Raw genomic sequence first — 11,801 nt, forward strand, 5'->3', positions numbered from 1 at the left:
TTAAGTAACCCGAATTTTAGGTGCCTGCCCACGCGAGGGATACGTGAGCTGTGCGACAGCGGGGAAGTTGCCCGCTGAAGGCCCTGCGTAAGCCCCGACTATGCTCGATCAGCGCACGCAGCACCCTTACCTCTGGAGCCCCGCTATGGCCCCCCTCAAGATCACCGTGATCGGTACCGGTTACCTCGGTGCCACACATGCCGCGGCCATGGCCGAACTCGGTTTCGAGGTGCTCGGCCTGGACGTCGTGCCCGAGAAGATCGAGATGCTCACGCGGGGCGAGGTCCCCATGTACGAGCCCGGTCTCGAGGAGCTGCTGCGGCGGCACGTCGCCGGGATCGAGGGGTCCTCGGGCCGGCTGCGCTTCACGATGGACTTCGCGGAGGCCGGGAACTTCGGTGACGTGCACTTCGTGTGCGTCAACACCCCGCAGAAGCACGGCGAGTACGCCTGCGACATGAGCTACGTGGACTCCGCCTTCGCCTCGCTCGCCCCGCACGTGCGGGCGGGCGCGCTCGTCGTCGGCAAGTCGACCGTGCCGGTCGGCTCCGCGCAGCGGCTCGCCGCGCTGCTGCCGGAGGGCGTGGAGCTGGCGTGGAACCCGGAGTTCCTGCGCGAGGGCTTCGCCGTCAACGACACGCTCCACCCGGACCGCATCGTGATCGGCGTCGGCAGCGAGCGGGCCGAGAAGCTGCTGCGGGACGTGTACGCGACGCCGCTCGGCGAGGGCACCCCGCTCGTGGTGACGGACTTCCCCACGGCCGAGCTGGTCAAGACGGCGGCGAACTCCTTCCTCGCCACCAAGATCTCCTTCATCAACGCGATGGCCGAGGTCTGCGAGGCCGCGGGCGGCGACGTCGCGAAGCTGGCGGAGGCGATCGGCTACGACGACCGGATCGGGCACAAGTTCCTGCGGGCCGGGATCGGGTTCGGCGGCGGGTGCCTGCCGAAGGACATCCGGGCGTTCATGGCGCGCGCCGGTGAGCTCGGGGCCGACCAGGCGCTGACGTTCCTGCGGGAGATCGACTCCGTCAACATGCGGCGGCGCGGCGCGATGGTGGAGATGGCGCGGGAGGCGCTGGGCGGCGGGGCGTTCCTGGGCAAGCGGGTCGCGGTACTCGGGGCGGCCTTCAAGCCGGACTCCGACGACGTACGGGACTCGCCCGCGCTGAACGTGGCCGGGCAGATCCACCTCCAGGGCGGCCAGGTGACCGTGTACGACCCGAAGGGCATGGCGAACGCGCGGCGGCTCTTCCCGACGCTGGGGTACGCGGAGTCGGCGCTCGACGCGGTGCGGGGGGCGGATGTGGTGCTGCATCTGACCGAGTGGCGGGAGTTCCGGGAGCTGGATCCCGCGGAGCTGGGGGCTGTTGCTTCGGCTCGGGTGATCCTGGACGGGCGCAATGCGTTGGACGCTGGCGCTTGGCGGGGGGCCGGGTGGACGTATCGGGCTATGGGGCGGCCCTCGGCGTAGGGGGGCGTTGTGGGGGGCCTGGTGTGGGGGTGCCCCGGGTTTGGGGTGCGCTCTCGGTCGGGGGCTTCTGAGGTTGCGCGGCTGACTGTTCGTTGTGGCTGGGCGCGCCGTTCCCCGCGCCCCTGACGGGGCTCTCTTCGGCCGGCATCTGATCGTGCGTTGTGGCTGGGCGCGCCGTTCCCCGCGCCCCTTACGGGGCTTGTCTGGCCGTTCCCCGGGGCCCTTACGGGGCTTGTCTGGCTCGGTAGCGGCGCATTTTGGCTCTTGCTCCGCAGACTGACATCGAGCACCAGCGGCCTCGGCCCGCGGGGCTGCGGTCGTAGAAGGCCCACAGGCAGTCCTCGGCCTCGCAGGCCTTGAGGCGGGTCCAGGTGCCCTGCGTGGTGGCCTCCGCGATGGCCGCCGCGATCCTGGTGGGCAGCGGGGCGTCGGCGGTCAGCGGGACCAGGGCCGCCGAGCCGTCGTGGTCGTCGACCGCCACCCGCAGCGGGGCCCGCGCGAGCAGCCGGCTCAGCGGGGTCACCGAGCGGTGCGGCGGGTGGCCCGCGTGGGCCAGGCACGCGGCGCGCAGGGATTCGCGCAGCTCTCGTACGTCGTCGGTCTGCTCGGCGGTGAACCCGAAGCGGGCGCGGTCCGCCGCGGAGTCCAGCGTGTCGGCACCCGTCGTGGTGTCGAGCAGCGTGTTCACCAGAGCCTCGATCAGGGCCAGGCCGCCGGGCGCGGGTGCGCGCTCATTCATGGTTGCGACGTTACCTCTGGTGCGGCACCATGCGGTAACGGCGTTACCGGTTGATGCCCTATAGGGGTAACACGAGGAGAAGTCATGGCCATCGCCAAGCTCGATGTCATCGCCCTGGACTGTCCCGAGCCGCGGGCGCTCGCCGATTTCTACGCGGCGGTGCTCGGCGGCACCCTCGCCGACGACGAGGCGGAGAACGGCTGGGTCGTGCTGCGGACGCCGGGCGGGAAGCTGGCGTTCCAGGAGTCGCCCGGGTACCGGCCGCCGGTCTGGCCGTCGGCCGAGCACGGGCAGCAGCTGCACCTGGACCTGACCGTGACGGACCTGGACCGGGCGGAGAAGGAGGTGCTCGCGCTCGGTGCGACGCTCCTGGACGCCGGGGACGGCACGCGCTCCTGGCGCGTTTACGCCGACCCGGTCGGGCATCCGTTCTGCCTCTGCGCCTGCTGAGCCCGGCACAGGGGGCGCGGCGGGGGCCGTCGGCGGGTCAGCAGCGGGTCGCCGGCGGCTCCTGGCGCTGCCGCGCGGCCCGCGCGGTGAACTCGGTGCCGCGCAGCACCCGTTGGGCGTTGCCCCAGGTGAGCAGCGCGATGTCGCTCTCCGGCCAGCCGCGGTCGAGCAGCTCGGTGACCAGCGCCGGGTAGCCGGTGGCGTCGCCGAGGCCCTCGGGGTGCGGCTCCCCGCTGTCGTGGGTGCCGGAGAGGCCGACGGCGTCGGGGCCCGCGACGCGGCGCACGTGGTCGAGGTGGTCGGCCAGGTCGCGCAGGGCGGGCCCGGTCCGCTCGGCCGAGCAGGGCACCAGGCACAGGCCGCGGTTGGCGCCGAGCACGGTCAGCAGTTCGTCGGAGGCGTTGTCCGGGTGGCCGTTGAGGGCGGCGGCGCCGGAGCGCGTCAGGACCACCGGGGCCTTGGAGATGTCGATGACGCGGACCGCGGTCGCCGCGGACGTCCCCGTCAGGTCGATGAGCATGCCGAGCCGGTTCAGCTCCCGGACCATCTCCTCGCCGAGGGGCGTCAGGCCGGTGTCGTGCGGGGCCCACCGGGCGCCGCTCAGCGTGAGGGCCCGCAGCCCGAGCGCGTGCAGGGCGCGCAGGGTGCCCAGCGAGTCGCCGGCGGCGGCGGCCGGGGCCGGGCCGATGACGACGGCGATCCGGCCGTGCGCGCGGGCGTCGGCGGTCTCGGAGGCGGAGCCGGCCAGCCGCAGGCCCTCCGGGTAGCGGTGCACGACCCGCTTGACCAGGTCGATCTGTTCCAGCGCCGAGGTGACCGGGCGCTCCGGGAGGAGGTGCAGCGCCCACAGCTGGGCGCCGACACGGCCCCTGCGCAGCCGCGGCAGGTCCGTCTGGACGGCGTACTCGCCCGGTCCGAGGTCGTACCAGGGCAGCCGGCTCAGGGTGCCGGGCAGGCCGCAGTAGCCGTCCGCCACGGGATGGTGGGCGAGGAGGTCGAGGGCCGGCTGCGGATCGGGTCCCTGGGACGGGGCTCCGACCGGCGCGCAGGGGGCGTCGAGCTCGCCCGCTTCCGCGGTGGCGTTCAGTTCGTCCTGCAGGTCTGCCATGACACGGCTCCGGCCAGAAGGGTGGGGACAGGCGTCCACCCACCGTGGCACGGGTCCCGGGCCCGCTCGCGGCGAGCGGGCCCGTTCGGGGGACCCCTGCGCCGAACGGGCCCGGGGGCCGGCTCAGCCGTCGAGCTGCTCCAGCGTCGCGTTCGACGGTCCGCGCCGACCCTGGAGGTCGCGGGCCACGTCCTGCGCCGCGCCCAGCACCCGCACCGCGTTGCCCCACGTCAGCTTCGCGAGGTCGGCGGTGGACCAACCGCGGGTGAGCAGCTCGGCGATCAGGTTCGGATAACCGGAGACGTCGCCCAGGCCGTCCGGCGTGAAGGCCGTGCCGTCGTAGTCGCCGCCGATGCCGATGTGGTCGACGCCGGCGACCTCGCGCATGTGGTCGAGGTGGTCGGCGACCGTGGCGGCGGTGGCGACCGGGCGGGGCGTGGACTCCTCGAAGGCGCGGTGCAGCTTCATCGCCTCGGGCGAGGAGTCCAGGTGGTGGAAGCCGTGCGCGCGCAGGTTGTCGTCGGCGGCCGCGGTCCAGTCGACGGCGGCCTGCAGGACGAACTTGGGCACGAAGGTCGCCATCGCCACTCCCCCGTTGCCGGGGAGCCGCTCCAGGACGTCGTCGGGGATGTTGCGCGGGTGGTCGCAGACGGCGCGGGCCGAGGAGTGCGAGAAGATCACCGGCGCCTCGGTGGTGTCGAGGGCGGCGCGCATCGTGGTGGCGGCGACGTGCGAGAGGTCGACGAGCATGCCCTCGCGGTTCATCTCGCGTACGACCTCGCGGCCGAAGGCCGAAAGGCCGCCGACGCCGGGCTCGTCGGTCGCCGAGTCCGCCCACGCGATGTTGTCGTTGTGGGTGAGCGTCATGTAGCGCACGCCGAGCGTGTACAGCGCCCGCAGGGTGGCCAGCGAGTTGTTGATCGAGTGGCCGCCCTCGGCGCCCTTGAGGGAGGCGATACGGCCCTCCGCCCGCGCCGCTTCCATGTCGGCGGCGGTCAGTGCGGCCCGCAGGTCGCCCGGGTAGCGGGCGATCAGCTGGTCGACGCAGTCGATCTGCTCCAGGGTGGCGCTGACCGCCGCGTCGCCGGTCAGGTCGGTGCGCACGTACACCGACCAGAACTGGGCGCCGACGCCGCCGGCTCGCAGCCGGGCCAGGTCGGTGTGGAGGTGCGCGCTCTGGTCGGTGGCGATGTCCCGCGCGTCGATGTCGTAGGTGACCTGCTCGCGCAGCGCCCACGGCAGGTCGTTGTGCCCGTCGACGACGGGGAACTCGGCGAGTACCGCCCGGGCCCGCGCCAGTGCGTCCGTCATACCGCTCGTCCCCTCGCTCACTTGCCGAAGCCGAAGCCGGCGCCGGCGCTCTCGACCTTGTTCCGCAGGCGCTTGCCCTTCTCGGTGGCCTGGTCGTTCAGCTCCTGCTGGAACTCGCGCATCCGGCCGAGGAGTTCCTCGTCGTGCGCGGCGAGCATGCGCGCGGCGAGCAGCCCCGCGTTGCGCGCGCCGCCGACCGAGACGGTGGCGACCGGGACGCCCGCGGGCATCTGCACGATGGACAGCAGCGAGTCCATGCCGTCGAGGTACTTCAGCGGCACGGGCACGCCGATGACCGGCAGCGGCGTCACGGAGGCGAGCATGCCGGGCAGGTGGGCGGCGCCGCCCGCGCCCGCGATGATCGCCTTGAGGCCCCGCTCGGCGGCGTGCTCGCCGTAGGAGATCATCTCGTGCGGCATCCGGTGCGCGGAGACGACGTCGACCTCGTAGGGGATCTCGAACTCGGCGAGGGCCTTCGCCGCCGCCTCCATGACGGGCCAGTCGGAGTCCGACCCCATGACGATGCCGACGACGGGACCGGAGTGGCTCGCGGCGCTCATTCGGTGATCGTGCCCTTCAGGTATCCGGCTGCGTGACGGGCGCGGTCCAGGACCTCGTCCAGGTCGTCGCCGTAGGTGTTGACGTGGCCGACCTTGCGGCCGGGCTTCACGTCCTTGCCGTACATGTGGATCTTCAGCTGCGGGTCGCGGGCCATGCAGTGCAGGTACGCGCTGTACATGTCCGGGAAGTCGCCGCCCAGGACGTTCGCCATGACCGTCCACCTCGCGCGCGGGCGCGGGTCGCCGAGCGGGAGGTCGAGGACGGCGCGGACGTGGTTGGCGAACTGCGAGGTGATCGCGCCGTCCTGGGTCCAGTGGCCGCTGTTGTGCGGACGCATCGCCAGTTCGTTGACGAGGATGCGGCCGTCAGGGGTCTCGAAGAGCTCGACGGCGAGGTGGCCGACGACGTCGAGCTCCTTGGCGACGCGCAGCGCCAGCTCCTGGGCCGCGCCCGCGAGCGCCTCGTCGAGGCCGGGCGCGGGGGCGATCACGGTGTCGCAGACGCCGTCGACCTGCTGGGACTCGACGACGGGGTAGGCGACGGCCTGGCCGTGCGGGGAGCGCACGACGTTGGCCGCCAGCTCCCGGACGAAGCCGACCTTCTCCTCGGCGAGGACCGGGACGCCCGCCTTGAAGGGCTCGCCCGCCTCCGCCTCGGAGCGCACGACCCACACGCCCTTGCCGTCGTAGCCGCCGCGCACCGTCTTCAGGACGACGGGGAACCCGTCGCCCTCGGCGGCGAACGCGGCCACGTCCGCCGCGTCCCGCACGAGGCGGTGGCGCGGGCAGGGCACGCCGAGCGCGGTGAGCTTCGCGCGCATCTCGCCCTTGTCCTGGGCGTAGAGCAGCGCGTGCGGGCCGGGGCGCACGGGGATGCCGTCCGCCTCCAGGGCCCGCAGGTGCTCGGTGGGCACGTGCTCGTGGTCGAAGGTGATCACGTCGCAGCCGCGCGCGAACGCGCGCAGCGTGTCCAGGTCGCGGTAGTCGCCGACGACGACATCGCCGACGACCTGGGCCGCGGAATCCACTGGAGTGTCACTGAGGAGCTTGAACCTGATGCCGAGCGGGATGCCCGCCTCGTGTGTCATACGAGCGAGCTGACCCCCGCCGACCATGCCGACTACCGGGAACGTCACGCCTCCAGGGTATCGGCCGTTCGACCGGCGCCCGCACGGCCTCCACCTTGGAGGTTCCTCCAGGGACGGCGCCGCCGGGCGGCCCGGGGAGCGCTTGGTTAGCATGGCGGGGTCGGTTCTCACGGGCCGCGCGACCACATCGACGGGGACGACGGGGCTGAGGCGACCACTATGAAGGCGACCACCGGCCGACGGCACGGGCGGCGAGCGAGCCGTCCGGGACGCCTGCGCGCGCTGCGGACCCGCTTCGACGCCCTGGGCCGCGAGATCGCCAAGTTCGGTGTCGTCGGCGCCCTGGGCGTCCTCGTGAACTTCGCGGTCTTCAACCTGATGCGGCACGGCACGGACCTCCAGGTCGTGCGGGCCAGCGTGATCGCGACCGTGGTCTCCATCGTCTTCAACTACGTGGGGTTCCGGTACTTCACCTACCGCGACCGCGACAAGAGCGGACGCGCGAAGGAACTGACGCTGTTCCTGCTGTTCAGCGTCGTCGGCCTGGTGATCGAGAACGGCGTCCTGTACGTGGCGACGTACTCCTTCCACTGGGACAGCCAGTTGCAGAGCAACGTCTTCAAGTTCCTCGGCATGGGCCTCGCGACCCTGTTCCGCTTCTGGTCCTACCGGACCTGGGTCTTCAAGGCGCTGCCCGCCCGGGAGACGGTGGCCCGTGCGGAATCGTTCCTGGACGAGCCGGACGCGCCGCCCGTGCACCGCGTCAAGCCGTGAGCCGCAGGCTCAGCAGGCCCAGGGGGCTCTAGGGCCTGTCTGACAATTCCCGTCTGCCCCACGACGCCTGGCACGCACTCTCGCCGCACCGGGCACAAGGCCAAGTACGTCCAGTACGAGGCCTTGCGCCCGGCACGCCGAGAGCACGCACCAGACGCCGCGGGGCCGCCCTCCGGGCGACGACGGGAATTGTCAGACAGGCCCTAGCGGACCGTCTCGGGGTCCAGGTCGTCCGCCGGCTTCTTCAGCGGGGTGCGCGACAGGAACAGGCCGAAGACCGGCGGGGACGCCTGGAGCATCTCGAGGCGGCCGCCGTCGGCCTCGGCGAGGTCGCGGGCGACGGCGAGGCCGATCCCGGTGGAGTTCCGGCCGCTGATCGTCCGCTCGAAGATCCGCGAGCCCAGCTCGGAGGGGACGCCCGGCCCCTCGTCGGTGACCTCGATGACCGTCTGGTTGCCGGTGACGCGGGTGCGCAGGGCGACGGTGCCGCCGCCGTGCATCAGCGAGTTCTCGATCAGCGCGGCGAGGACCTGGGCGACCGCGCCCGGCGTGCCGACCGCCGTGAGGTGCTGCTTGCCGGAGGAGACGATGGCCCGGCCCGCGCTGCGGTAGGCGGGCCGCCACTCCTCCAGCTGCTGCTTGATGACCTCGTCGAGGTCGAAGGTGACGGCCGAACCGGTGCGCGGGTCTCGGGAGTTGGTGAGCAGCCGCTCGACGACGTCGGTGAGCCGCTCGACCTGCGCGAGCGCGATCGTCGCCTCTTCCCGCACCTCGGCCAGGTCGTCGGTCATGGTGATCTCCTCCAGGCGCATCGACAGCGCCGTGAGGGGGGTGCGCAGCTGGTGCGAGGCGTCGGCGGCCAGCCGCCGCTCGGCGGTCAGCATGCGGGCGATGCGCTCGGCGGAGCCGTCCAAGACGTCGGCGACCCGGTCCAGCTCGGGGACGCCGTAGCGCTTGTGCCGCGGGCGCGGGTCCCCGGAACCGAGCCGCTCGGCGGTGGAGGCCAGGTCGGTGAGCGGGGAGGCGAGGCGGTTGGCCTGGCGCACGGCGAGCAGCACGGCGGCGACCACCGCGAGCAGCGCCACCCCCGCGATGATCAGCAGGGTCCGGCCGACCTCCCGGGTGACGGCGGAGCGCGGCTCCTCGACGGTGACCTTCTCGCCCCGCTCGCCGACGGCGGTGTACGTGATGACGTCGCCCTCGGGCTCGGAGCCGAGGGCGATGGGGGCGCGGCCGGGGATGACGACGGTCGCGTAGCGGTCCTCGATGGCGACCTGGTCGGCGAGGATGCCGCCGTTCACCTGCTCGCCGCTGAGCAGCCGGCTGTCCACGATGGAGGCGAGCCGGACCGCCTCGGACTCGACGCGGTCCTGGGCGCTGTTGCTGATGGTCCGGGTCTCCACGATGACCAGGGAGACGCCGAAGACGGCGATCACGACCAGGACCACGGCGAGGGTCGAATTGATGAGTCGGCGGCGCATGCCCCCTAGTCTCCCGGATGCGCACCCGGCGCCCGGTGCGCCGTCACGGGGCGGCGCCGCCCGCGCTCAGCTCTTCTCGAACCGGAAGCCCACGCCGCGCACCGTGGCGATGTACCGCGGGTTCGCCGCGTCGTCGCCGAGCTTCTTCCGGAGCCAGGAGATGTGCATGTCCAGGGTCTTGGTCGAGGACCACCAGGTGGTGTCCCACACCTCGCGCATCAGCTGGTCGCGGGTGACGACCCGGCCCGCGTCGCGCACGAGGACCCGCAGCAGGTCGAACTCCTTCGCCGTGAGCTGGAGTTCCTCGTCGCCCATCCAGGCGCGGTGCGACTCGACGTCGATGCGCACGCCGTGCGTGGCCGGGGTCTCCTTGGGCTCGGCTGCGCCGCGGCGCAGCAGCGCCCGGACGCGGGCGAGCAGTTCGGCGAGGCGGAACGGCTTGGTGACGTAGTCGTCGGCGCCGGCGTCGAGGCCGACCACCGTGTCGACCTCGTCGGCGCGGGCGGTGAGGATCAGGATCGGCACCGTGTGGCCCTCGGCGCGCAGCCGGCGGGCGACTTCGAGGCCGTCCATGCCGGGCAGCCCCAGGTCCAGGACGACGAGGTCGATGCTTCCCTGCAGTCCGGCGTCGACGGCTGTGGGTCCGTCCTCGCGGACCTCGACCTCGTAACCCTCCCGGCGCAGGGCGCGGGCCAGCGGCTCCGAGATGGACGCGTCGTCCTCGGCGAGCAGTACACGGGTCATGCAGTGATGGTAGTCCGCGCCGCGGGACAGCCGCGGGGTGATCGGCAAGAGCGCACCGCGAGGGGAAACGGAACGCTCACCTCCGGGTTCGCCTCCTTGGCCTCTGGGGTGCGATCCTGGGGAACTCCTTCGAATCAGCGCGGCGGTTCCACGGAGGCCTGTGATCCATCTCTCAAGTCCTTCCATATGCACCACTGTCGTGTCGTATGGTGACGGAACGCCTGATGCACTAATGGGGGACCTTAGGAGCGCACTGCGCACCGAAGGTCCCTTTCCTGTGTGAGCTGACCGCGGTCAGCATCGAAAGGAACGACCTGTGGCCGGGCTCCGCACGCGACGACGCGCGCGGGGCGTGGATCCCGGGTCCGCCGTACCTCGTCCCGCGCGACCCTGTCGTACGGGCACATCCCCCCGGGCGTGGGGAGGACGGTAGGACTCCGGTGCCGGCCGACCCCCACCCGGGCGCTCGCTTCACCCCCACAAAGGAAGCGGCGGCGTCCCGAGCGAGCAAGGAACCACCATGGCGTCCAGCCTGACGAAGGAAGCCCCGGCGCCCGTCGCCGGCGGCAAGACCTTCCTTGGCCACCCCCTCGGCCTGGCCTTTCTGTTTCTGACGGAGATGTGGGAGCGCTACAGCTTCTACGGCATGCGGGCACTGCTCGTCCTGTACTTGTCGGCCGCGGTGGTCGACGGCGGCCTCGGTCTGAACGCCGGCACGGCGGTCGCCATCTACTCGGTCTACAACGCCCTGGTGTACCTGCTCGCCCTGCCGGGCGGCTGGCTCGGCGACCGGGTCTGGGGCCCGCGCAAGACCACCGCGGTCGGCGCCGCGATCATCATGGTCGGCCACTTCATGCTGGCGCTGCCGTCGGCCGGCACGTTCTACGGCGGTCTCGTGCTGATCGCCGTCGGTTCGGGTCTGCTCAAGGCCAACATCTCCACGATGGTCGGCCACCTGTACCCGGCGAAGAACGACCCGCGCCGTGACGGCGGCTTCTCGATCTTCTACATCGCCATCAACCTCGGTGCCTTCGTCGCCCCGCTGACGATCGGCACGGTCGGCCAGAAGGTCGACTGGCACCTCGGCTTCGCCATGGCCGGTGTCGGCATGGCCCTCGGCCTGCTCTGCTTCGTCTTCGGCTTCCGCTTCCTGTCCGCCGAGTCGACGGTCGTGCCGTCGCCGCTGTCGGTGGCCGAGCGGACCGCGATCTGGAAGAAGGCCGGCCTGTGGGCCGCGGTGGCCGTCGTGTTCTACGGCGTCGTCGGCGGTGGCGGTCTGTTCACCGTGAACTGGATCCTGTGGCCGCTGACCGTCCTCGGTCTGGTGCTGCCGGTCTGGTACCTGGTCAAGATGAAGCGCGACCGCGAGCTGAGCGCCACCGAGCAGTCCCGGGTCTCCGCGTACATCTGGTTCTTCGTCGTGGCCGCCGTGTTCTGGGGCATCTTCGACCAGTCCGGCTCCACGCTGAACCTGTTCGCCAACGACAACACCGCCAACTCGCTGTTCGGCTTCGACTTCCCGTCCAGCTGGTTCCAGTCGCTGAACTCGCTGTACGTGATGGCCTTCGCGCCGGTCTTCGCCTGGCTGTGGCTGGCGCTGAACCGCCGCGGCAAGGAGCCCAGCTCCCTCTCGAAGTTCGCCAACGGCGTCTTCCTGATCGGCCTGTCCTTCTTCGTCATGATGCTGGCCCAGGCCGCCGCCTCCGGCGACGCCAAGGTCACGCCGCTGTGGCTGTGCGCGGTCTACCTGATCCAGACCATCGGCGAGCTGACGCTCTCCCCGGTCGGCCTGTCGCTCACCACCAAGCTGGCGCCGCAGAAGTACGGCTCGCAGATGATGGGCGTGTGGTTCCTCGCCGTCACCGCGGGCGACTCCGTCATCGCGCTGCTCCAGCTGGTCGGCGCGCCGACCGACAGCCAGTGGTGGTTCGCCTCGCAGGGTGCGCTGGCGGTCCTCGCCGGTGTCGCGGTCTTCATGTTCCGCCGCAAGGTCAAGCCGCTGATGGGCGGCGTGCACTGACCGCACGTCCCCGCTGACGCCGAAGGGGCCCGGCCGCATCGAGAGGTGCGGC

Annotated in this window: 11 protein-coding genes; 4 read left to right on the top strand and 7 right to left on the bottom strand. The window is 71.9% G+C overall.

Features of this window, described 5'->3' with window-relative positions; genetic code table 11:
- Positions 1 to 145 precede the first annotated feature (145 nt).
- Positions 146 to 1,474, top strand: a complete 1,329-nt coding sequence (locus tag ACIBW6_RS19440; protein ID WP_399061110.1) for a UDP-glucose dehydrogenase family protein — start codon at positions 146 to 148, stop codon at positions 1,472 to 1,474.
- Positions 1,475 to 1,697: 223 nt separating this feature from the next.
- Here the strand turns inward: ACIBW6_RS19440 and ACIBW6_RS19445 are convergent, their stop codons facing one another.
- The gene (locus ACIBW6_RS19445) at positions 1,698 to 2,213 is read right to left on the bottom strand and encodes a CGNR zinc finger domain-containing protein (RefSeq protein ID WP_399061111.1); all 516 of its coding nucleotides are present in this window, start codon (positions 2,211 to 2,213) and stop codon (positions 1,698 to 1,700) included.
- 84 nt (positions 2,214 to 2,297) lie between these two features.
- On the opposite strand from ACIBW6_RS19445, the gene ACIBW6_RS19450 reads away from it, so the two are divergent.
- Positions 2,298 to 2,663, top strand: a complete 366-nt coding sequence (locus ACIBW6_RS19450; protein ID WP_399061113.1) for a VOC family protein — start codon at positions 2,298 to 2,300, stop codon at positions 2,661 to 2,663.
- 37 nt (positions 2,664 to 2,700) lie between these two features.
- Here the strand turns inward: ACIBW6_RS19450 and ACIBW6_RS19455 are convergent, their stop codons facing one another.
- The 4 genes from ACIBW6_RS19455 to ACIBW6_RS19470 form a co-directional block, all read right to left on the bottom strand.
- On the bottom strand, positions 2,701 to 3,771 hold the full coding sequence (locus ACIBW6_RS19455) for a membrane dipeptidase (RefSeq protein WP_399061115.1): 1,071 nt from the start codon (positions 3,769 to 3,771) through the stop codon (positions 2,701 to 2,703).
- Between the two features lie 123 nt (positions 3,772 to 3,894).
- A complete protein-coding gene (locus tag ACIBW6_RS19460) occupies positions 3,895 to 5,082 on the bottom strand; it encodes a dipeptidase (RefSeq protein WP_399061117.1) in 1,188 nt (395 codons plus the stop codon).
- Between the two features lie 17 nt (positions 5,083 to 5,099).
- Entirely contained in the window at positions 5,100 to 5,642 is a 543-nt protein-coding gene (purE, locus tag ACIBW6_RS19465) for a 5-(carboxyamino)imidazole ribonucleotide mutase (RefSeq protein WP_399061119.1), read from the bottom strand.
- The gene (locus ACIBW6_RS19470) at positions 5,639 to 6,778 is read right to left on the bottom strand and encodes a 5-(carboxyamino)imidazole ribonucleotide synthase (RefSeq protein ID WP_399061121.1); all 1,140 of its coding nucleotides are present in this window, start codon (positions 6,776 to 6,778) and stop codon (positions 5,639 to 5,641) included. Before ACIBW6_RS19470 ends, purE begins: the two co-directional genes overlap by 4 nt.
- Before the next feature lie 171 nt (positions 6,779 to 6,949).
- Here ACIBW6_RS19470 and ACIBW6_RS19475 point away from each other — a divergent pair, with 171 nt between their 5' ends.
- Positions 6,950 to 7,504 (top strand): GtrA family protein, encoded by a 555-nt coding sequence (locus ACIBW6_RS19475; protein WP_399061123.1) that lies wholly within the window; start codon positions 6,950 to 6,952, stop codon positions 7,502 to 7,504.
- Positions 7,505 to 7,707: 203 nt separating this feature from the next.
- Here ACIBW6_RS19475 and ACIBW6_RS19480 read toward each other — a convergent pair whose 3' ends face one another.
- Together ACIBW6_RS19480 and ACIBW6_RS19485 are read right to left on the bottom strand one after the other, a co-directional pair.
- Positions 7,708 to 8,985, bottom strand: coding sequence for an ATP-binding protein (locus tag ACIBW6_RS19480; RefSeq protein WP_399061125.1), 1,278 nt, complete (start codon positions 8,983 to 8,985; stop codon positions 7,708 to 7,710).
- Between the two features lie 66 nt (positions 8,986 to 9,051).
- Complete coding sequence (locus ACIBW6_RS19485; RefSeq protein ID WP_356494430.1) at positions 9,052 to 9,729, bottom strand: response regulator transcription factor; 678 nt, start codon at positions 9,727 to 9,729, stop codon at positions 9,052 to 9,054.
- A 520-nt stretch (positions 9,730 to 10,249) separates the two neighbouring features.
- Between ACIBW6_RS19485 and ACIBW6_RS19490 the strand changes: the two genes are divergently transcribed.
- Complete coding sequence (locus tag ACIBW6_RS19490; RefSeq protein ID WP_399061127.1) at positions 10,250 to 11,749, top strand: peptide MFS transporter; 1,500 nt, start codon at positions 10,250 to 10,252, stop codon at positions 11,747 to 11,749.
- Positions 11,750 to 11,801: the final 52 nt, after the last annotated feature.

It is taken from the genome of Streptomyces sp. NPDC049813 (assembly GCF_044465085.1).
Classification (GTDB): domain Bacteria; phylum Actinomycetota; class Actinomycetes; order Streptomycetales; family Streptomycetaceae; genus Streptomyces.